The 21,531-nt window shown below is 51.1% G+C and carries 16 protein-coding genes; 9 read left to right on the top strand and 7 right to left on the bottom strand.

Annotated features, from left to right (window positions below; translation table 11 throughout):
- The first annotated feature begins 1 nt into the window (after nt 1).
- Nucleotides 2-4,009, top strand: a complete 4,008-nt coding sequence (locus tag FYJ73_RS07600) for a hybrid sensor histidine kinase/response regulator transcription factor (protein WP_154534120.1) — start codon at nt 2-4, stop codon at nt 4,007-4,009.
- A 41-nt stretch (nt 4,010-4,050) separates the two neighbouring features.
- On the opposite strand, the gene FYJ73_RS15900 is transcribed toward FYJ73_RS07600, so the two are convergent.
- The 4 genes from FYJ73_RS15900 to FYJ73_RS07580 form a co-directional block, all read right to left on the bottom strand.
- Complete coding sequence (locus tag FYJ73_RS15900) at nt 4,051-4,311, bottom strand: hypothetical protein (protein WP_235899281.1); 261 nt, start codon at nt 4,309-4,311, stop codon at nt 4,051-4,053.
- 176 nt (nt 4,312-4,487) lie between these two features.
- Nucleotides 4,488-4,655 carry a type II toxin-antitoxin system HicA family toxin gene (locus FYJ73_RS07590; RefSeq protein ID WP_336509587.1) on the bottom strand — a complete coding sequence of 56 codons (168 nt, stop codon included), beginning with the start codon at nt 4,653-4,655 and terminating at the stop codon, nt 4,488-4,490.
- Nucleotides 4,656-4,789: 134 nt separating this feature from the next.
- On the bottom strand, nt 4,790-5,434 hold the full coding sequence (locus FYJ73_RS07585; protein ID WP_154534118.1) for a response regulator transcription factor: 645 nt from the start codon (nt 5,432-5,434) through the stop codon (nt 4,790-4,792).
- A gap of 690 nt (nt 5,435-6,124) precedes the next feature.
- The gene (locus tag FYJ73_RS07580) at nt 6,125-8,224 is read right to left on the bottom strand and encodes a patatin-like phospholipase family protein (RefSeq protein ID WP_154534117.1); all 2,100 of its coding nucleotides are present in this window, start codon (nt 8,222-8,224) and stop codon (nt 6,125-6,127) included.
- Between the two features lie 208 nt (nt 8,225-8,432).
- Between FYJ73_RS07580 and FYJ73_RS07575 the strand changes: the two genes are divergently transcribed.
- From FYJ73_RS07575 to FYJ73_RS07540, 8 genes are all read left to right on the top strand, one after another.
- The gene (locus FYJ73_RS07575; RefSeq protein WP_154534116.1) at nt 8,433-9,164 is read left to right on the top strand and encodes a nucleotidyltransferase family protein; all 732 of its coding nucleotides are present in this window, start codon (nt 8,433-8,435) and stop codon (nt 9,162-9,164) included.
- The gene (locus FYJ73_RS07570; RefSeq protein WP_154534115.1) at nt 9,157-9,978 is read left to right on the top strand and encodes a hypothetical protein; all 822 of its coding nucleotides are present in this window, start codon (nt 9,157-9,159) and stop codon (nt 9,976-9,978) included. Before FYJ73_RS07575 ends, FYJ73_RS07570 begins: the two co-directional genes overlap by 8 nt.
- Nucleotides 9,979-10,028: 50 nt before the next feature.
- Nucleotides 10,029-10,961 carry a CDP-alcohol phosphatidyltransferase family protein gene (locus FYJ73_RS07565; RefSeq protein WP_154534114.1) on the top strand — a complete coding sequence of 311 codons (933 nt, stop codon included), beginning with the start codon at nt 10,029-10,031 and terminating at the stop codon, nt 10,959-10,961.
- A gap of 43 nt (nt 10,962-11,004) precedes the next feature.
- A complete protein-coding gene (locus FYJ73_RS07560; protein WP_154534113.1) occupies nt 11,005-11,712 on the top strand; it encodes an HAD family hydrolase in 708 nt (235 codons plus the stop codon).
- Between the two features lie 171 nt (nt 11,713-11,883).
- Entirely contained in the window at nt 11,884-14,574 is a 2,691-nt protein-coding gene (locus FYJ73_RS07555) for a DUF5686 family protein (protein ID WP_154534112.1), read from the top strand.
- Nucleotides 14,575-14,693: 119 nt separating this feature from the next.
- Nucleotides 14,694-15,794, top strand: a complete 1,101-nt coding sequence (locus tag FYJ73_RS07550) for an SGNH/GDSL hydrolase family protein (protein WP_154534111.1) — start codon at nt 14,694-14,696, stop codon at nt 15,792-15,794.
- Nucleotides 15,795-16,030: 236 nt separating this feature from the next.
- Nucleotides 16,031-16,627 carry an RNA polymerase sigma factor gene (locus tag FYJ73_RS07545; protein ID WP_154534110.1) on the top strand — a complete coding sequence of 199 codons (597 nt, stop codon included), beginning with the start codon at nt 16,031-16,033 and terminating at the stop codon, nt 16,625-16,627.
- A 106-nt stretch (nt 16,628-16,733) separates the two neighbouring features.
- Nucleotides 16,734-17,195 (top strand): endonuclease domain-containing protein, encoded by a 462-nt coding sequence (locus FYJ73_RS07540; protein ID WP_154534109.1) that lies wholly within the window; start codon nt 16,734-16,736, stop codon nt 17,193-17,195.
- 316 nt (nt 17,196-17,511) lie between these two features.
- On the opposite strand, the gene rpe is transcribed toward FYJ73_RS07540, so the two are convergent.
- The 3 genes from rpe to FYJ73_RS07525 all read right to left on the bottom strand — a co-directional run bounded on the left by rpe (nt 17,512) and on the right by FYJ73_RS07525 (nt 21,495).
- Complete coding sequence (gene rpe, locus FYJ73_RS07535) at nt 17,512-18,183, bottom strand: ribulose-phosphate 3-epimerase (protein ID WP_154534108.1); 672 nt, start codon at nt 18,181-18,183, stop codon at nt 17,512-17,514.
- 291 nt (nt 18,184-18,474) lie between these two features.
- A complete protein-coding gene (locus tag FYJ73_RS07530) occupies nt 18,475-19,947 on the bottom strand; it encodes an NADH-quinone oxidoreductase subunit N (protein ID WP_154534107.1) in 1,473 nt (490 codons plus the stop codon).
- Between the two features lie 24 nt (nt 19,948-19,971).
- Complete coding sequence (locus tag FYJ73_RS07525) at nt 19,972-21,495, bottom strand: complex I subunit 4 family protein (RefSeq protein ID WP_154534106.1); 1,524 nt, start codon at nt 21,493-21,495, stop codon at nt 19,972-19,974.
- Nucleotides 21,496-21,531 lie beyond the last annotated feature (36 nt).

The following is a 21,531-nucleotide window of genomic DNA, read 5'->3' as shown; positions in this document are numbered from 1 at the left end:
TATGAAAACAACACATGTCTTGCTATCGCTGATACTGTCACTGGCCTTGCTCGCGTGTTCCCACAACCCAGACAATGTCAGTGAAAACCATAAGGAGCAGCCCTTATTGCTTTCCAACCATATCTCCAACGAGCAGATCAACGGATTCATGGAGGACCGCTTCGGGCAGATGTGGATCAGCACTTTCCGTGGACTCAACAAATATGATGGCAACACCTTTCACCAATATTATTGCATCGACGACAGCATCGGACTGCCCGACAACAACGTGAAATGTTGCTACCGTGACTCGCGCGGACAGCTGTGGGTGGCCACCGTCAACGGACCATGCCGATACAATGGCAATGACGGATTCACACGGGTCAAAATGAATGTCAAAAACAAAAATGTGCTCTACATGTTGGAAAGCCGAGATCACCGCATGTTCTTTGTCACCATGGACCAAGTCTATGAATACAACGACAAAGACAACAGCGTTGATGTCAGACTGCGCAATATCGACCATGACAGCCCTTTCAACGTCACCTGTCACCTCGATAACCACAACCTGCTATGGATTCGTAAGGCCAAGACGCTCACGGCATACGCTCTCAGCACATTCCGCCCCGTCGCCACCATTGCCATCGACAACAGCAGCGGCAGTTTTCTGCTCAATGGGCATCAGCTATGGATCAGCGGTCCTGAAGGCCTGCGACTCTTCGACACTACGCTGCGCCGCTTCATGCCCTTGCCGCCGGTGCTTGAGCATCCGGCTATCAGCAATGATGTTGTGTCGCTGATCCTTCCTTACGGCAAAGGCGACTTGCTGCTCAACACCTACCGACACGGGCTCTGGTTCTATGATCATCGACAGCAGAAAATCGTCAACCAATCGGAAGAAGAGTTTCCATTCGAGGCTCCGGACTTCAATGTCACGCAGATCTATACCGACTCTCACGGCAACCTTTGGTTGGGTTCTGAAGGCCAAGGATTCAAGGTGGTGTATAGATATAAGGACATGTTCAATGCCGACACCCATCTCATTCGGGCTCTCAACCGACAAGACGTGAAATCAGTAGCTGCTGACAACCAGCATCGCCTCTGGATAGCAAGCAAGCAAAAAGGACTCTGCGTCTACGACACGCAGACGCGACAACTGACCAACCTGCAGACGGGCTACTCGCCGACCAACAGCGACAAATACGATATCTACAAAGTGTTTGTCGATCACAAACAGAGACTGTGGCTACTGACCATGAGCGGAATCAGTAAATGCCAGTACGACGGAAACCGCCTCCGTGTGCTCAAAACCTATCCAGTCTACATGCCCATGGAAATCACTGAAGACCACCGTGGCACGATATGGGTTTCGACGGCAGGATATTATGTTTGTGCCATCAATCCCGAGAACGACCATTATACATTGAAACAAGTATTCCCGAAGACTTTCACCTTCATCCCCGGGCTGCTCACGCTCCGCAATGGCGACATTCTCCTTTCTGCCTTTGCCCAATCACCCATGCTCATCGACAGACAAAGCCAGGAGTTGCGACGCTTCACAATCAGGCAGGAAGATATCCAAGCCTGCATACGACGCAGCGTCTACATCCCGACGAAGAGCTTCCAAGACAGCAAAGGAAACATCTGGCTCGGCACGGTGACCAACGGACTGCTGCGTTACGACGCCCGCACCCACCGCATGACTGCAATCCAAGGATTGTCATGCGCTGACGTGTCGAGTATTGAGGAGGATCAGAGAGGCAACATCTGGGTGAGCACCATGGACGGACTCAACAAGGTGGATCCACGCAACTACAGCATCACCATCTATCACGAGGCTGACGGCATCGGAGGCTTCCAATTCAACGACAGAGCCTCCTGTCGTATGGCCGACGGCACGCTCGTCTTCGGTGGCACGCATGGACTGACGGTCTTCAACCCAATGAAGATAGTAGCCACAGGCTCGCCACGGCTGATGTTTGAAAACCTGAAAGTGCACAACAATATCGTCATTCCCGGCAAAGGACAGCCTATCAGCGAGAGCATGGAGACAGCGAAAGAGATCAACCTTAGCTATCGCCAAAACAGCTTCTCCATATCTTTTGCCGCCATCGACTACAGCGACTTCAAACGCATACACTATTACTACCGTCTGGAAGGACACGACAACATATGGACAGACGCCGACAGCAACAACGAGGCTCACTACTCCAATCTGCCATCAGGCAACTACATCTTCCGCGTAAAAATCGTAGGCAACGACTCTGACCGGCCGTTGGCCGAAAACGCCATTAAGGTAAGCATAGCTCCGGAACCTTGGAATACATGGTGGGCATGGTGCTTCTATCTTTTAGCAGCTGCCGCCATCTTCTGGTATGTCCGAAAAGCAAGAAAGCGCATCGAGGAAGAGAAGCGACTCGCTCTCAAAGCGGAAGAAGAGCGAGAGCAGGAGCAGCGCATCAACAAGATGAACATGAGTTTCTTCGCAAATGTCTCACACGAGTTCCGGACACCACTCACCATGATCGCCGGACCCGTGGATCAACTGCGCAACAGCAGCGATATCCGACCACAAGAGCATCGGCTGCTCGACATCGTGGCCAGAAGCGTCAACCGCATGCTACGTCTGGTCAACCAAATGCTCGACTTCAACAAACTCGAGAACGACACGCTACGACTGCATGTGGAACAAAAAGATATCATCGCAGAACTGCACCGATACCTTGCCCTCTTCGCCATGAATGCTGAAGAAAAGGGCATCACGATCCGTACGCAAGGACTGGAAGGCAGCCTGACGATGTGGCTCGATGCCGACAAACTGGAGAAGATCTTCAACAACCTCATGTCCAACGCCATGAAGTTTACGCCAAGTGGCGGTGCCATCGATGTCATCTTCGACACGCTGGACAATGGGCGCCGCATTTCACTCAGCATTGCTGACACCGGCAAAGGCATACCACAAAGCGAATTGGAGAATATCTTCAAGCGCTATTATCAACTCGACAACCAGTCGAAAGGCACCATCAACTGGGGGTCAGGCATCGGACTCTACTATGCCCGGGAACTGGCCCGGCTACATCATGGCACGCTGTCGGCCGGCAATCGCACGGACTGCACAGGCGCTCTCTTCACTCTGGTGTTGCCGACCGACGAAGGCGCTTACACCGAGGAGGAAAAAAGATCTTTGGAACCGGCTTTCGCCGACATTCCCGCAAAGACACCGGCAAGCGACGTGGACGATGTCACTGACGAGCAAGACGGTGAGGACAAACGGCCAAAGATCCTCGTCGTGGATGACGATACCGAGGTGGTACACTATCTGCGCACGCTGCTTGCTCCCGAATATAAAATGATTTATTGCTTCGACGCTGAAAGTGCATTGAAGGCAGCACACGAAGAGAGACCCCAGCTTATCCTCAGCGACGTGGTCATGCCGGGCATGAGTGGTTATGAACTCTGCCACATGATCAAAGACGACTTACAGACCAGCCACATCCCCGTGATACTGGTTACAGCAAAGATAACGGACGAAAACAAAGTGGAAGGCCTCAACAGTGGCGCTGACGCCTACGTCACCAAGCCCTTTGCGCCCAAAGTGTTGATGGCAATGATCAAGTCGCTGCTCACCAATCGCGAACGGGTACGCACGATTCTCACCTCCACGACGGAAACTGACAAAGACGTGGAGGATGTGCTCTCGGCACAAGACAAGCACTTCATGGACGAACTTTACCAGATGATGGAAAAGGAAATGGCCAATGCAGAGCTCGACGTGAACAAGGCTACAGAAATGATGCATGTCTCGCGCACCAAACTCTACTACAAGGTGAAAGGACTCACAGGCGAGAGTCCCAGCACATTCTTCAAAACCTATAAGCTCAATAAAGCTGCGGAACTGATCAAGGCCGGTGAGCACACCATATCGGAGATAGCCTTCATGACAGGCTTCAACACGCTCTCGCACTTCTCCACTTCCTTCAAGAAGCAGTTTGGCTGCACGCCGAGCGAATATGGCAAAAAGAAATATTGAGTACTCTTTAAATATTGAGTACTCATTTATAGATGCAATTACTATTCAACAGACATTAGTTGCTGCCCTATCTTATGAAGTCCGGCAACGATACGCTTACGCTGCTGTGCCCGTGGTTTTTTCAGACCATTGGCATAGTGGCTAAGCTGACGTTGGTTAACGCCTGAAGCCCGTGAAATGGCTGCCATGGTAGTATAGTCCTCACTGCATCGAAGCAAAGCTGCGGTACTTACTGGATGATAGACGAACTCATAATCACCCTCGCGCAACCAAGCTGGTACTTCGTCACCGTCATTTAACATGCCTGCTACATGGAAATCAAGAGTATCCTTCGCTTCTTTCTGAACCTCGCTCCACGTACGAGCCGTAAATACTACACCGCCTGGAATCATATCGCCAAATGATGCAGCAAAATTCTTGTTGCACCAATCTACATAAACATCAACCTTTACCATAGTATACACTCCTTTCCTAATTTCTATTTAAATCCAGCCTGTTTCCAAATGCTATTCAACAAGAACTGGCTTAATACTTCACTATTTTTGCCTCTGACCGTCACCTTCCCTTTCTTTTGGGGGTGCTTGAATTGTCGATGGTCACCCTTACAATAGCATTGGATCCAACCATCACTTTCCAAAAGACGAATAACTTCTATTACTTTATATCTTTTCTTCTTTGGCAGTATCTTTACTCAATGTGACAAAGGTAGTAAAAAAATAATATTCTTATCCAAACTTTTTAAAGGAAATCTGTATTCAGCGAAACAAAACTAATCAAATTCTATATGTAGTACTCCGCCGCATCGACGAGGCCGGCGCGAAGGGCATACTTGGTGGCCTCATGGACGTTGTTCACGCCGAGCTTGCGGAAGATATTCTTGCGATGGGTGTTGACGGTGTGGAAACTGGAGAAGCGCTTGGCAGCAATCTCCTTGGTGGTCATGCCAAGGGCAATGTCTTTGAGGATCTCCTGCTCGGTCTTGGTGAGGTTGACCGTCTCGGGATGACTGTCAGCGGACTGCTCCTCGATGAGCAGCTCCATGGCATGCTGACAGATGAACCGCTTGCCGTGCATCAAAAAGCGAAGCGCCTCGCGGATCTCAGACAGCGGCGAGTCCTTCATGATGATGCTGAACTGCTGCCCGTTGAGCATCACCATCTTCATGAATTCTCCGCTGAGTTCCTCGCTGAACAGCAGCCAGAGCGTCTTGGGGAAACGTTGGCTGAGAATAAACATCTCGTTGGCATCGTTGAAGTCAAAGAGGTTGTAGTCGAGCACGACCACCTCTGCCGGATCTTCTTTCAGCCTCTCGATCAGTCCGGCTTTGTCCTCTACATAGCGAGGATCATCCTGTCCCATCTCGTGGAGCAGATACATTAGTCCCATGCGGGTGATGCCCTGCGGGTCAGCCAATATGATTTCCATTACTATTCTCTCCGTTATCTTATCTCTTTTATACTATGCTTACTTTCTTGTGCAAAAGTAGTAATAATAATTAAAAATACAAAGAAAAGCAAGCGATTTTATTATTATTTTTAACAGAAAAACCATCTGTTTCATCAATCCAACCTTTTTGATCTCTTTTCCCCTATACAATCATTCAATATTTCTTGCTTTGCGCGGTCCGTGCAGAATTACTTTTTCAGGCATTCGGGCTTGATTTTCCATGACAAAAGCATGTTCGTCACAACTCATGAAATAGAAAAGGAATGCTACTCTTTTGGCTTTTTCTGACTCCGCCTTACCGAGTCTGAGTGAGAAAACAGTGCTTTCTTACGGTCATCTCAGTGTTTTCTTGTGCACATCTCAGTGAGATGATCGGATAAAACAACCGAGATGATCAGATAAAACAACCGAGATGACCGAAAATTCTCTAGAGAATTTTGCGAGAAATCAGTGATTTGATAGCATCGGGAAAGAGGTAATATTGTAACGCTTTGATTATCTGACACTTATAAAAAATGGCTCATTTTCACGAAAATCAGAGCCCAATAGGTCTTCGTCGAAAAAAATCGATTCTCGTGGGCGGAAAATTGTCAGTTTATAAGACAATTCTAACACGCACACTATACTAACGATATGTCAAGAGACCATCTTGTCCATTGCGAACCACCTTTAGAACTCAAATCCCAAGTTGACCATCAGCCTTAGGTCGCGCTGTTCGCTGGCCCATCCCACACTGGCACCAAGCGGACCGAACATGGTGCGATAGTAGTAAGCGGCTTGCACGCCCCAATCGCCCTTTTGGCGCAGGATGTCGGCAAGGCGGTCGTTGTGTTGCGACCATGCACCTTGGAGAAGGATGAAATTGTTGGTGGTCAACTGATATTGCAGTTGCAGCTGAGCGGCAACGTAGTGGAGATCGGTCATCTCGATGTGATGGGTACCGGCAAAGGGCTGTTGCGTCTCGAGATAATGCGCAAACCAGGGACCGCCCAAAAAGGTGCGGCGGACGAGCGGAATCTCCTTGCCGAAGAGCAGACGGCCATAGAACAGAGGCTGAAGGGTGAGTCTATGCGAGAGTGGCAACGAGATACGCCAGTTAGCACTGACCTCGCTGAATCCCTTGTGGCCGTGGTAGCCCGTGAAGTTATCGGTGAAATAGGCATACTCCGCCACGAAGCGGGCACCGCGCACGGGGAAGAGTCCCGCATTCTCACTATTGTAGTGGAGCGCGGCATGGTAGCTGAAGAAATGATCATCGGATGGTTTCTCGTTGTTGTCAGAGGAAGCGGCGAAAAGCACGGAGTGATAGTCATAGCCGTCAAAGCGCAGAGCCACGTCCATAGCCATGTTGCGCACGTTGATGTTCATCATGCTCAGGCGGGCCTGATGATGGGCGAAGGTAGCATTGAAGCTCTTGTCACCGCCTTGGTAGAAGTCAAGATCGTGGTAGGCATAGGTGTAGCCCACGCCGAGCTCCGTGCCGCGCGGCAGGCTCCAACCGCCGTAGAGCGACCCTTTATAGTTGCGTCCGAGCCTGACGACAGCAGCCACACGGAACGGCTTCCGGCCTGAGATCCATGTACCGGCCATCTGCATGGCCACCTTCTCCTCAGTGTCGAAGCGCACGCCAAGGCTTCCCTGCAGTTCGTCGGACGGGTCGGACGGCTGGGCTTCCGGCGCGGAGAAATCCAAGGGCTTCAGTGCTCCGGCATGAGGACTGAGCGTCGGTACAGCCGCGTCGTCGCCCAATCCCAAGCGGCACTTCAAGGCGATGAGCTCGTCCCAGTGGCGCATGGCCTCCTCCTCGCCGCGCCGGATGAGCGTATCGATGGCAGCGGGGGTGAACGAAGCGGCATTGTAGCCTCGTGTGTCCACACGGATGGCAATGTCGGTCAGCTTGAGGTTGTCGTCGTATTTGTTCTTGCAGTTCACGTCGACGATCTGTCCCAGCACAGAGGAGCCGTTGGCCAGGTCGTCGGCTGTCTTGGGCGGTCCCTGCACGGTGGCACCGATGACATACGCGGCACCCATCGCGCGTGCCAGGTCGGCGGGATAGTTGTTGCGCAGTCCACCGTCGACCAGCACACGGTCGCCCTTTCTCACGGGGGTGAACACGCCGGGGATGGACATGCTCGTGCGCATCGCCTCGGCCAGCACGCCGCTATGGAAGTCGTACTCCGTATTGTCGACGATGTTGGTCGCCACGCAGGCAAAGCGACGCGGCAAGCTGTCGAAGCTCATCGAGTCGGTGTAGCCGACCGTGAGATGCCGGAAGAGGCGCATCAGGTTCTTGCCCTCGATGACTCCTGTCGCACCGGTCAGATGGCGCTTATGCAACCGCAACGTCTTGGAGAAAAAATAAGTCGACTGCACACGCCGCCCCTCCAGGTCCTCGGAAGAATAGACGGCACGGTCGCTCAAGAGGAAAGGCCAGTCCTGGCGGCGCACCAGCGAGTCGAGTTGTGTCGCCGAGAGTCCCACGGAGTAGAGACCGCCGACAATGCTGCCCATCGACGTACCCGTGACGATGTCGACGGGTATGCCCGCCCGCTCCAGCACTTTCAGCACGCCAATGTGCGCCATGCCTTTCGCGCCACCACCGGAGAGTACCACCGCCACGCGGGGCCGCTGATGGGGCACGACACGGGGAAGCGTGTCGGCAGCACTGCTGTCCGCCACACCGGAAGAGCGTGAGGAAAGCCTCGGCGCGGCAGGCAGCTGGCAGCAGACTGCCAAGAGAAGAAGCACGGACAAAAGGAGTCTGTTCATAAGCGTGGTATCGTCTATTTTGCTGCAAATATAATCAAAAACTCACTGAAAACCAAAATAAAGCTAAAAAGTTTTCTATGTCTCCCAAGAACTCTATACCTTTGTAGATAAATTAGATAGTAAGTGCCATTTTCGTACGTTGCACGGATTTCTTGCCAAGGGGAGAATGACGCTGAACATAGAGTAGAGTAAAAGAATAGTATTTGTTATGAGATATGCAATTATAGCAGCCGGTGAAGGTTCACGGCTCGCTGCTGAGGGCATCAAGGATCCCAAGCCTTTGGTACGCGTCCACGGCGAACGTCTCATCGACCGTCTGATACGCATCTTCATGGAGCACGACGCAGAAGAGATCTGCGTGATCTGTAACGGGCAGATGACCGATGTGCAGCAACATCTGCGCGAAATCATCAAGAATGGATTGGAAGGACATACCATTCCTCTGCGGCTGAAGGTGAAAAGCACACCGAGCAGCATGCATTCCTTCTTTGAGCTGAGCCCGATGCTCGTCGGGCAGCCTTTCGTGCTGACGACGGTGGACACGATCTTCCGAGAAGAAGAGTTCGGCGAATACATCCACCAGTTTCAGGCTTACCTCCGCCAGGGCGGCGACGGGCTGATGGGCGTCACTGACTACATCGACGACGAGAAGCCGCTCTATGTCGGCACGGATGGAGAGATGCACGTCACAGGATTTTACGACGACAACAGCCAGCACTGCACCTACATCAGCGGCGGCATCTATGGCCTGGCACCCAATGCCATCGACACGCTCCATCGCTGCATGGATCTCGGCGAAAGCCGCATGCGCAACTTCCAACGGGGACTCATCCGCGACGGACGGCAGCTGAAGGCGTTTGCCTTCTCTAAGGTTCTCGACATCGACCACGCCACGGACATCAAGAAGGCTGAAGACTTCATCGCCGGCAAAAATGAGTGAGCAAGAGATCATCATCGCTGTGAGGCGGGCACCACGCTTCTCGCCCAACTCGGTCGACCGCGACGACGCCATCCTCCACGCTGTCTGCGAGGCTTTGCGCCGCAAGCTGTCGCTCACGGACCCCATTCCCGTCATCGACGAAGACGACTTTGCCAAGTCACCGACGGCGGCAAGGGTCTATGTGACCATGGCGCGCTCCGCGGCAGCCCTGCAGGCTTTAGGGCGAAGAACGGCGGAGGGCGCACTGTGCGTCAACAGCGTGGCGGGCGTGAACCACTGCCAACGCGCTTTGCTTGACAAGCTCATGCGATGCCACCACATACCCATGCCCGACAGGCAAGGCGAGCACGGCACATGGCTCAAGCGGGGCGACGCTGCCGCGCAAAGCAAAAGCGACGTGGTGTTCTGCCCTGACGGGGAAGCTCTCCTGAAGGCTATTGCCGCCTTCAAAGCACGCGGCATCAATGAATACGTCACCAGCGCGCATGTCGAGGGCGATTTGGTGAAGTTCTACGGTGTCGGCCGCCGCCTCTTCCACTACTACTATTCCACCGACGGCGGCTTCAGCAAGTTCGGTGATGAACGGCGCAACGGCACGGCACAGCACTATCCCTTTGACGAGGATGCTCTGCGAGAGGATGCCTTCCGCCTGGCTGAGCTCACGGGAGTGACGGCCTACGGCGGCGACGCAATCATCGACGAGCAGGGAAGGTACTTCTTCATCGACTTCAACGACTGGCCGAGCTTCTCACGCTGCCGTGAGGAGGCGGCAAAGACTATCGCCGAGGAGATCATCGCGCAAGGCCGGCAATAAGCAGCCCAAGATATTCACATCATTAAGAATCATAAAGAAAATCACGATACATGTCTACATTTAAGGAACTCTTACAAGCATCTTTTAAATCCAACGATACAGAAGAATGGCTCGACGTGCATTTCACACGCCCCATCGGACTGGTTTTTGCGCTCTTCTGGAATAAACTCGGCGTGCATCCCAACGCCATCACCATCCTGAGCATCTTCCTCGGTGCTGCCGCCGGTTGTATGTTCTACTATACCGACCTGCCGCACAACATCCTTGGCGTGGCGTTGCTGATGCTGGCCAACTTCTGTGACTCCACCGACGGACAGATGGCGCGACTGACAGGGAAAAAGACACTCGTGGGCCGTGTGCTCGACGGTGCGTCAGGCGACGTATGGTTTGTCTTCATCTATTTCGCCCTTGCCTTCCGCATGATGGGGCAGTATATCCCCGGCACACATCTGCACTGGGGCATCTGGATATGGGCGATGGCAATCATCGCTGGATTCATGAGCCACTCGCCGCAAAGCTCGTTGGCTGACTACTACCGCCAGATCCACCTCTTCTTCCTCAAAGGCAAAGATGGCTCGGAACTCGACAACTATGCTCAGCAGCGCGCTGTCTACGAGAGCACACCGAAAAACAAGCTCTTCGCACGCATGTTCTACCGCACCTACGCCAACTACTGCAAAAGCCAGGAACAGCGTACCCCGAAGTTCCAGCAGTTCTTCAAAAAATGGAAAGAGACGATGCCTACCCTCGATCCTCAGAAGCGTGACGCTCTGAAGACAGAGTTCCTCAACGGCAGCCGACCGCTCATGCCGATGACCAACGCACTGACGTTTAACGTGCGAGCCATCACCTTATATATATGTTGCCTGATCAATATGCCATGGATCTATCTCTTGGTGGAGATCATCCCGCTCAACATGCTCTATATCCACATGCACAAGCGTCACGAGACGCTTTGTGGGCGGCTGACAGAAAAACTGTAAGCTCTACATGATATTCAAACAATAGGTATTAAGAACAACGACAATGATTAAAGGATATATCTTTGACTATGGTGCCACGCTCGACACTGCCGGTTGCCACTGGGGACAGATGCTCTGGCACGCCTATCAGCGGCAGCAGGTGCCAGTGACCGAACAGCAGTTTCGCGACGCTTATGTCTACGGCGAGCGCACGCTGGGCAACAGTCCGATCATACAACCCGACTACACTTTCTACAAGACGCTGCAGGTGAAGATACGCCTGGAGATGGAACAGCTCTGTACCTCCGGCGCATGGGATGCCGACGAGGAGATGTTCCGAAAAAAGCACGATGCCGTGCTGGAGGATGTCTATGGCAAGGTGAAAACGATCACTGCTCACAGCCGTGAAGTGCTCGCCGTGCTCCACAAGCACTATCCGATGGTGCTCGTAAGTAACTTCTATGGCAACATCGCCACGGTGCTCAAGGAGTTTGGCCTCGACATTTTCTTCAAAAGTATTGTGGAGTCGGCTGAGGTGGGCATCCGCAAACCCAACCCACGTATCTTCTCCATAGGGGTAGAGCGGCTGGGACTGAAGCCAGAGGAGGTGGTCGTCGTGGGCGACAGCTTCTACAAGGACATTGAACCCGCATTGGCTGCCGGCTGCCATGCCATCTGGATGAAAGGGGAAGGATGGACAAAGAAAGAATACGACGAAAGCATTCCCGACAAAGTCATCACGGACTTGCAACAACTCATCAATGTTGAGTGATCGATGATGAATGATCAATGTTGAGTGATCAATGTTGAATGTTGAATGAACAATGTTGAGTGTTGAGTTGTTGAACGGTTAGTGATCAACGTTGAATGACCAACATACACCTCAAAGATTGCAAGGATAACAATTAAGGATATAAAATAGGTATTAACAGACAAGAATACAATGAAACTATATAGTAACATCATACACACTTGGCGAGACGTCAAAGGGTGGAGCAGACATTTCACTCCCCTCTCCCTCGGAGAGGGGCGAGGGGGTGAGGCTGTGTGGGGGAAGGCTCTCCTTTCCCTTTTTCTCCTCCTCTTCTTTTCCCTCGCCACCCACGCCCAGATCCGTGGCGTAGTCATCGACGCGGAAAAAGGCGACACCATCCTCTACCCCAGTGCCACCTACCGCGGCCATCACATCGCCGTGAGCGGCAACGCCATGGGTGAATACACCATCGAGCGACACAATGGCTGGCAGCTTACCTTTACTGCCGTGGGCTATAAGCCGAAGACGATCACCATCAACGCTTCTACACCGGAGGTGCTCAACGTGAAGCTGAAACCCGACACACGTCAACTCGCGGAAGTCGTCGTGAAGTCGAAACGTGCACACTACTCCCGAAAGAACAACCCTGCCGTAGAACTGATGAAGCGAGTCATCGCCGCCAAAAAACGCACCAATCTCGAGAACCACGATTATCTGAGCTATACCAAATACCAAAAGCTCACCATGGCCATCAACGACATCACACCGGCTGACATCGACTCGGGATTCATCGGAAAGCATAAGTGGCTGCTCGACCAGGTGGAGACAAGCCCCTACAACGGTAAGCTGATTCTGCCGCTCACCGTCGATGAGACGGTCACACAACACCTCTTCCGCAAAGACCCCAAGAATGAGAAGGACATCGTCATGGGCCAAAGCTCGTCCGGTGTCAACCAGCTCATACAGACAGGTGACATCATGACGGTGGCCATGAAGGATGTTTTTACCGACGTGGACATCTACGACGACCAAGTGCGCCTGTTGCAATATCCGTTCACCTCGCCGATTGGCAAGGATGCGATCGCCTTCTACCGATTTTACATCGAGGACACCGTATATGTCGATCACGATCTTTGCTATCACCTGCAGTTCATTCCCAACAACCAGCAGGACTTTGGATTCCGCGGAGAACTGTATATCCTCGCCGACTCGTCGCTGCACGTCAAGCGATGCAACCTCACGATCCCTAAACGCAGCGACGTCAACTTTGTGGAGAACCTGCAGATACAGCAGGAATACCGAAAGCTCCCTAATGGTGAGTGGGCTCTGAGCGTCGACGATATGATCGTGGAGATGAAGGTGGCTAAGTTCCTGAGCAAGGTGCTCATCACACGAACGACACGATTGAGCGATTATGACTTCCAGCCGCTGGCGAAACAACTCTTCAAGGGTAAGGCAAAGATAAAACGGGAGGCGGACTCGCAGATGCGCGACGAAGCCTTCTGGAATAAATACCGAACAGTGGAACTCACGAAGAGCGAGAGCTCCATGAGTGCTTTTGTGCATCGTATCGAGCAAATCAAAGGCTTTAAGTATATCATCTTCGGCGCCAAGGCGTTCATCGAGAACTTCGTGGAAACCGGTGATGAAAACCATCCGAGTAAGTTCGACTTCGGACCGGTGAACACGCTCATCACCAAAAACTTCATCGACGGATACCGTGCGCGCGTCAGCGGACAGACTACCGCCAACCTCAACAAGCACTGGTTCTTCCAAGGCTACTACGCCCACGGTTTCCACTCGAAGAAGAACTACTACGACGCGATGCTGACTTACTCGCTGAACAAAAAGGACTATCTGCCGCGCGAGTTTCCCAAGCGCACGATTTCCTTTGAGTCCACCTACGACATCATGTCGCCTTCGGATAAGTTTATGCAAACCGACAAGGACAATGTGTTCACAGCCTTCAAATGGGCAAAGGTGGACAAGATGATGTTCTACAACCGACAGCAGCTGAAGTTTGAATACGAGCAGGAATGGGGACTGAAAACCACATTCGGACTGAAGACTGAGGAAAACGAGGCTGCCGGCGCTCTCTTCTTCAACCCGCTGAACAGTGGGTTCAGCTACACGGCACCGAAAAATACGCCCGTCGGTGACCTCATCCACAATGGTAAGATACGTACCACGGAACTCAGCCTGCAATTCCAACTGGCACCCGGACGCACTTACATCAACACTAAGCAGCGCCGTCTGCCGATCAACCTCGACGCACCCGTGTTTACGCTCGGACATACCATGGGACTGAAAAATGTGCTCGGTGGCGACTATAAATACAACTTCACGGAAGCTGGTATCTATAAGCGCTTCTGGATGAACAGTTGGGGTAAAATCGATATCAACGTCAAGGCGGGAGCACAGTGGAACCGTGTGCCCTACCCCTTACTGATTATGCCGGCTGCCAATCTGAGCTATATCATCGAGGACGAGACGTTTAACTTGATCAACAACATGGAGTTCCTCAACGACCGCTACGCCAGTCTCGATGCCAGCTGGGACCTCAACGGTAAGATCTTCAACCGAATACCATTGCTCAAGAAGCTCAAGTGGCGCGAGTATATCGGTGTGAAGGCTCTCTGGGGTAAGCTCACCGACAAAAACAATCCTTATCTGGAACAGAACGCCAACTCTTCTGTGCTCATGCAGTTCCCCGAGGGCTGCTACGTCATGGACCCGCATAAACCCTACGTGGAGCTTATCGCCGGTGTGCACAACATCTTCAAGCTCTTGCACGTGGAATATGTCCACCGCTGCAACTACAACGAGTTGCCAACAGCACATAAGAATGGCATCAGGTTGATGATGAGGTTGACGTTCTAAGGGACTACACCTTATTATATATATAGGACTCCTTTTATATCGAAGAGGCTCCTTATCATATATTGAGGACACCTTATTATATATAGGACACCCAGACTGGCTAATAATACCAAACATCTATGAAGAAAATACTATTCGCAATCATTGCCATGCTGACCTTCTCTTCCGCTTGCCGGGCAGTACACACTCTGCCCGTCGAGGGAGTATGGGTGAAACCGTCCAACCCATTGATTCAATATATAGGACGCATCAACGACAGCAATCCCGACCAGCCGACATTCAACTGGCCGGGCATTGAGATACGGGCTCGCTTCCAAGGCACGTCACTGCGAATGGTGGCTAAGCCCAAAAGCGGATACTTTATGTGCTCCATCGACAACGCTACACCGTTCAAGGTGGCCTTCAACAGCGAGCGAGACTCTGTCGCTCAGCTTGCTACAGCACTGTCGCAAGGTGAGCATAGCGTAAGGATGATGTATACTATCGAGGGGCTTGACCGTCATGCCATTTTCCGCGGCTTTGTCCTCGACAAGGGCTGTAAGCTCGTCACTCCTGACCCTCTGCCCAAGCGCAAAATAGAGTTCATCGGAAACTCTATCACCTGTGGCTACGGCGTGGAAGACACCCTCGGCGATGACCATTACCTCGACGAGACTGAAAACCACTGGCTTAGCTATGCCACACTGACCTCTGATGCACTGGGGGCTCAGCACTTCTCCATCTCACGAAGCGGTATTGGCGCATACCGCAACTACGGCGGACCAGCAACAGGATCACCAGATGCCATGCCGCAGATGTATGATCTCACGCTCTACCACGATAGCACACAGCTGTGGAACTTTAAGCGTTGGACACCCGACGTGGTTTGCATCAACCTCGGAACAAATGACTTCTCAGCACCGGCCTACGACGCAGCTCTTTACGAGAAATCCTATCTCGGACTTGTGCGCCACGTCAGAAACTGCTATCCACAGGCTTTCATTGTGCTGATGAGCGGTCCCATGCTCCAAGAGAAAACCAACGCCATCGTCAAAAAAGCACTCGACAACATCAAGAAAACGCTTAATAAGAAAGGCGACAAACGCATCTTACGCTTCGACTTCACACCACAGGACGGTAGCCTCGGCTATGGCGCAGACTACCATCCCAGCAAGGCGCAGCATCAGAAGATGGCTGAAGAACTGACGAAATTCCTAAAAGAAAACATCTTCAAACAATAAGGAACTTAGTTGCTGTCATAATGGACTGAAGCTTCAAAAGTCTGAAGCGTCCACAAAAAAGATAACGACGTTGAGAATAGCAAAGGCTTCTCAACGTCGTTTCCTTAAGAATATTGTAGTTGGAGTGTTAAAAATTTGGCACTCTTGTAGATTTTTGCTAACTTTGTCTTCGTAGATAATTTTTAAAGAAGAAAGCCTATCGATAATACATTTACTTAATTAAAAGCATTAAGAAAATGGAACAGCTCAAGACAATGACCGACGAACAGTTGGCCATTAAATATATGGAGGGCAATAATCAGGCTTTCGATATTCTGTTGTCACGCAATCAGAACAAGTTGTTTGCCTACATCCTTTTTGTTGTCCACGACGAGGGCTTGGCAAACGACGTCTTCCAAGAGACATTCGTCAAGATCATCGTGAAGTTACAAAACGGACTCTACGAGCCGTCGGGGCAGTTTTCGGCATGGTGTATGCGCATTGCCCACAACGTAATTATGGACGCTTTCCGCAGACAGAAAGCACGCCATATCGTTGAGCCCAACGAGGACAACGACCTTGGAAAACTGAGACATAAGCAAGTTTGGGAAGGCAATGTCGAGGGGCGATACGTCAATGAGCAGGTACTCAGAGACGTAAAGACGCTTATGGACAAACTCCCTGATACACAGCGCGAGGTGGTCTTCATGCGCTTCTATCAACAGATGTCCTTCAAAGAGATCGCTGATGCAACACAGGTGAGCATCAACACGGCACTCGGCCGCATGCGCTACGCTGTGCTGAACATGAGAAGAATGGCAAAGAAAAACGGAATCCTGCTGGAAATAGAATAGGAAAAGACTCTCTTCTCCCCCCTGCCCCCCTCCTCTCCCTCGAGGGAGAGGAGGGGGAAGTGCACCCCCATAACACTAATCTTATCGAGAATACAAATGAAAGAGGATGGAAAATCAAGACGATAACCATAAAGAGGATGGCCATAAAAATAGTCAAAAACAAAATGGACACTGCACACAGGAACAAAAATGCTATAATAAAGTAGCAAGCTATAAGACAGCCGACAGGATGCTGTATCCGATACTAAAAGACAATGCAAGAGAGAACAGAAAACAGATGACGGAAGGCGAGCGAGTCCTTTGGAATGAACTCAGAGCGAAGAAAACCGGCTATCGTTTTCTACGTCAACATGCAATTGGTGAGTATATTGTTGATTTTGTATGCTTGGAGCGTAAAGTAATTGTTGAGGTAGACGGTGGATATCATGCCGAAGCTTTACAGCAAATGATGGATACACAGCGCCAAAGTTGGTTGGAAAGTAAAGGCTTCGTCGTCCTTCGTTTTACTAACGAGCAGGTGGAGTTTGATACCGAAGCAGTTGTCAAAGAAATCACTTCTGCCCTCTAAAGAGATCTCTCTCATCCTTTAAAGAAATCTCTTCTTCCCTCTAAAGAGATCACTCTCATCCTTTAAAGAAATCACTTCTGCCATTTAAAGAAATCTCTTCTATCCTTTAAGAAGATCGTTCCTGTTCTTTAAAGAAGATCAGCTCCTATTAAAAGATGCGCAGTCGTAAAGTAAGAGAAGCCCTGTCGTAAAGTAAGAGAAGCCCTGTCGTAAAGTAATTAAGAGAAGCGCAGTCGTAAATTTAAGAGAAGCGCAGTCGTAAATTTAAGAGCTCCCCCATTGGACACTAAGGGGTGCGCAGGTCCCCCTCCTCTCCCTACAGGGAGAGGAAGGGGGGCAGGGGGGAGGAGAGAGTCTTTATCACTTGCTCCGGCTCTTCTGCTTTAAACACATAGCTGCCGCTGACAAGCACATCCACGCCGGCGCGCTTGAGTTTCGGCGCTGTCTCTGCATTCACGCCACCATCCACTTCGATAAGAGCCTGTGAGCCGCTGTCCTTGATCAGCTTTCTCAGTCGGCCGATCTTCGCGTAAGTGTTCTCAATAAATTTCTGACCGCCGAAGCCAGGATTGACACTCATCAGCAACACAATGTCCACGTCCTGGATACAATCCTCCAACATACAGACAGGGGTAGACGGATTCAGCGTCACGCCAGCCTTCATCCCTTCCTCATGTATCTCGTGAATAGTACGGTTGAGATGCGTACATGCCTCATAGTGAACATTCATCATCATAGCGCCAAGTTTTGCCGTGCGAGTGATATAACGTTCAGGCTTGACAATCATAAAGTGCACGTCAAGCGGCTTCGTACAAATGCGCTTCACTGCTTCCAACACTGGGAAGCCAAAGGAAATGTTAGGGACAAACACACCGTCCATTACATCGCAGTGCAGCCAATCAGCTTCACTGCGGTTGATCATGTCTATATCAGCTTGCAAATTCGTAAAGTCTGCTGCAAGCAAAGAAGGAGAAACGATTGTTTTCATGTTGCTTTATCGGTTTTGATCCGTCATCAGTTCATACAATGAACAGCCACTTCCGAACTACGCCTGTCAATACGATAGGTGTGAGCAATCTGTCGAATGATATACAACGATAACTCTGAAGGTACACATTCTTTGGGAGTAGAATACTTCATAGGCGGACATATTTTATTGTAATACGAATATACCTATAACGGAGTTTGCTACCTTTTATTATAAAGAAGCAAGAAAAAAGGCTGTGGAAAGATGTTTCCACAGCCTTTTTTTATTTTATATGTTACTATCCTACCCAAATTACTGCATCACCGACGCAGCCTGGATCCAGTCATAGACATAGCTGCAAACACCGAAGGCGATGATGCCGAGAGTGCAGAGAGCCAGTGCCAGCTTCGTGTTGACATGGGCACTGAAAGTCGGCAACGGATTCTCGTTGTGTTTGATGAACATGGCCTTGACGATGAGCAGATAGTAGTACAAGCTCACCACCGTGTTGACCAAGGCAATGAAGACTACTGCATAGATGGTAGCACCAATGGTCGTAGTGACCTGTGCGCCGTTGGCTGCTGCCATGAACACGAAGAACTTCGAGAACATTCCGGCGAACGGAGGAATACCACCCAAGGAGAACAGTGCCAGCGTCATGAGGAAAGCCAGACGCGGATTGGTCTTGTAGAAGCCGTTGTAGGCATCCATGCTCACCACACCATTGTTATGCTCCTCTACAGAAGAGATGATGGAGAAGACGGCGAGGTTGGCTACCACATAGATGAGTACATAGTAAGACAGAGCCGTCACGCCCATAGCAGAGTCACCAACGACAGCCAGCATGATGTAACCGGCCTGAGAGATAGAGCTGAACGCCATGAAGCGCTTCAGATCTTTCTGATGGATGGCGAAGAGGTTGGCAATGGTGATAGACAGCACAATGACGATCATCAGCATATACTGCCAGTACTCTACCATTGGAGCAAAGACTTTCATCAGAATGGAGCACAGCGCAAAGGCAGCGGCACCCTTAGAGATGACACTCAGGTAACCACTGACATTGGTCGGAGCACCCTGATAGGTATCTGCCGTCCAGAAGTGGAAAGGAACCAAAGAAATCTTGAAGCCCAGTCCGCTGAAGAAGAAGACCATGCCCATGATTGTCAGTGGCGTGGCACTAATGTTCTTCACGACATCATCAAAGTAGAGAGTGCCCGTAGCCCCATAAAGGAAGCTGATACCGTAGATCATCACACCACTGGAGAAAGTAGCGGTGAGGATGAACTTTGCACCGGCCTCTGCACTGTGATGACGGTACTTGTCGAAAGCGACAAGGCAGGCCATAGGCACAGAAGCCATCTCAAGACCGATGAAGAACAGCAGGAAGTGATTGGCACTTACCATCATGTTCATACCGAGAAGCGTAGAGATGACGAGTTCGTAGAACTCTCCTTCCTTGAAATTAGTATCTGGACGCTGCAGCCACTCGCGCGACTGGATGAGGACGATAAGCGTACCAAAGGCGAGAATCGTCTTGATGACACCCACGCTCGGATTTGTCATATACATACCACCAAAGGCAGTAGCAGAAGCTGTCGGGAAAATGTTGATGAAGACATGAGCCAGCATCAGCACACACACCAACGGATTGAACCAGCTGCGCACCTTACTCTCACCGGAGCGGGGAGCTGTGAACAGGTCAGCAAGGAATACGATCAACAGAATAGCCGTCAGCGTGGTCTCCGGAATCATATTAAGAAATTGACTATAATCTATATTCATAACTTTATTCTCTTTTCAATCGTATTACATGCCAGCGACAACACCTGCGCTAAGGATATGATGCAACATAGGAGCCATGGCATCGTTGATGATATTCTGTGCCCACAGTGGAGCCATACCAAGGCCGGCTACACAGAAAATCAAGCCGCCCACAGCGATACGCTCGTCCCAAGAAGCATCCGAAAGCTTGTAATAAGCCTGGTCGGGAACCTGCTGATACAGGATCTTACCGACAACACGCAGGATATACACAGCGGTGATGACAATAGAGGTACAAGCGATGATGGTGCAGGTACGGTGGAACAGATCGGGGTTCTCAAAAGAACCGACGAAAATGTTCATCTCGGCGACGAAGCCAGAGAAGCCAGGAAGACCGAGGTTGGCCAAACCGGCAACAACATAGGCAACGGCCAGGAAAGGCATGATCTTCATCAATCCGCCCAAGCGACGCACGTCACGCGTGCCGCAACGGTGATAGATCATACCGATGACAGCGAAGAAAAGGGCTGTCATCAGACCGTGAGAGAGCATCTGCAGAATAGCACCTGTGCAAGCAGTCTGGGTCATCATCAGCAGAGCGAAAAGCACCATGCCGCAGTGAGACACAGAAGAGTAAGCATTGATATACTTCAAGTCGGTCTGCACACAAGCGGAGAGCGCACCATAGACCACTGAGATGGTGGTAAGGATGAGGAAGATCCAAGAGAGCTGGTGGGCTGCCTGGGGCAACAGATACATGGCAATGCGGAAACAACCATAACCTCCGAGCTTCATCAGCACACCGGCGTGGAGCATAGACACAGCTGTCGGGGCTGAAGCATGACCGTCGGGAGACCAAGTGTGGAACGGGAATAAAGCGCCGAGAACACCAAAACCGATGAAGATGAACGGGAAGAAGATCTTCTGAATGAATGCCGGAATAGCATTGGAAGCAGCGATCTCCACGACCGACATGGTATAGGTGCCGCTATACTGACCGTTGAAGAAGTAGATGCCAAGAATGCCGATGATGAGCAGAGCGGAACCGCCCATGAGCATCAACGTCAGCTTCATGGCACTGTACTCCTTAGGACCAGTACCCCAAACGCCGATAAGCAGGTACATAGGAATCAGCGCAACCTCGTAGAACATGAACATGGTGAAGAGGTCCTCAGAGATGAAGAAGCCAAACACACCGGTAGACAGCAAGGTGAACCAGAGGAAGTACTCCTTCTGCATGGGGTGCTGCTGCCAAGAGGCAAAAGTACCGGTGAAGACGATGATGGCAGAAAGCAGGATCATCACCACCGAGATGCCGTCCACGCCCGTGCGATAGAAGATGTGCAAGGGCTTGAACCAAGGTATGGCGTCGCCGAAGAGGAAGGGGAACTTCTCTGCCGGCATGGTCTCGCGCGCCTCCAGGAAGGCAAATACCAAATAGATGGCAAGGGCGAGAAGAGCCGTAGAACCTACGACCATGACGCCACGCACCTGACTGTCGTTGCGAGCCAGCCACAGGGCAAGCAACATCAGAATAGGTATAACGACGAAAAACGTTAAAAATGTCATTTTCTTATTTCAGTCTAAGTGAATGTTTCGATGTTG

Source organism: Hallella mizrahii, from assembly GCF_009695775.1.
Taxonomy (GTDB): domain Bacteria; phylum Bacteroidota; class Bacteroidia; order Bacteroidales; family Bacteroidaceae; genus Prevotella; species Prevotella mizrahii.
This window is presented reverse-complemented; position numbering and strand designations above follow the sequence as displayed.

Bases quoted from the DNA above. Each gene is read 5' to 3' on its own strand.
- FYJ73_RS07550 (WP_154534111.1), top strand. From the start codon at position 14,694: ATGAAGAAAATACTATTCGCAATCATTGCCATGCTGACCTTCTCTTCC.
- FYJ73_RS07575 (WP_154534116.1), top strand. From the start codon at position 8,433: ATGAGATATGCAATTATAGCAGCCGGTGAAGGTTCACGGCTCGCTGCT.
- FYJ73_RS07555 (WP_154534112.1), top strand. From the start codon at position 11,884: ATGAAACTATATAGTAACATCATACACACTTGGCGAGACGTCAAAGGG.
- FYJ73_RS07580 (WP_154534117.1), bottom strand. From the start codon at position 8,224: ATGAACAGACTCCTTTTGTCCGTGCTTCTTCTCTTGGCAGTCTGCTGC.
- FYJ73_RS07565 (WP_154534114.1), top strand. From the start codon at position 10,029: ATGTCTACATTTAAGGAACTCTTACAAGCATCTTTTAAATCCAACGAT.
- FYJ73_RS07530 (WP_154534107.1), bottom strand. From the start codon at position 19,947: ATGAATATAGATTATAGTCAATTTCTTAATATGATTCCGGAGACCACG.
- FYJ73_RS07600 (WP_154534120.1), top strand. From the start codon at position 2: ATGAAAACAACACATGTCTTGCTATCGCTGATACTGTCACTGGCCTTG.
- FYJ73_RS07525 (WP_154534106.1), bottom strand. From the start codon at position 21,495: ATGACATTTTTAACGTTTTTCGTCGTTATACCTATTCTGATGTTGCTT.
- rpe (WP_154534108.1), bottom strand. From the start codon at position 18,183: ATGAAAACAATCGTTTCTCCTTCTTTGCTTGCAGCAGACTTTACGAAT.
- FYJ73_RS07585 (WP_154534118.1), bottom strand. From the start codon at position 5,434: ATGGAAATCATATTGGCTGACCCGCAGGGCATCACCCGCATGGGACTA.
- FYJ73_RS07540 (WP_154534109.1), top strand. From the start codon at position 16,734: ATGGAAAATCAAGACGATAACCATAAAGAGGATGGCCATAAAAATAGT.
- FYJ73_RS07560 (WP_154534113.1), top strand. From the start codon at position 11,005: ATGATTAAAGGATATATCTTTGACTATGGTGCCACGCTCGACACTGCC.
- FYJ73_RS15900 (WP_235899281.1), bottom strand. From the start codon at position 4,311: ATGTTAAATGACGGTGACGAAGTACCAGCTTGGTTGCGCGAGGGTGAT.
- FYJ73_RS07570 (WP_154534115.1), top strand. From the start codon at position 9,157: ATGAGTGAGCAAGAGATCATCATCGCTGTGAGGCGGGCACCACGCTTC.
- FYJ73_RS07545 (WP_154534110.1), top strand. From the start codon at position 16,031: ATGGAACAGCTCAAGACAATGACCGACGAACAGTTGGCCATTAAATAT.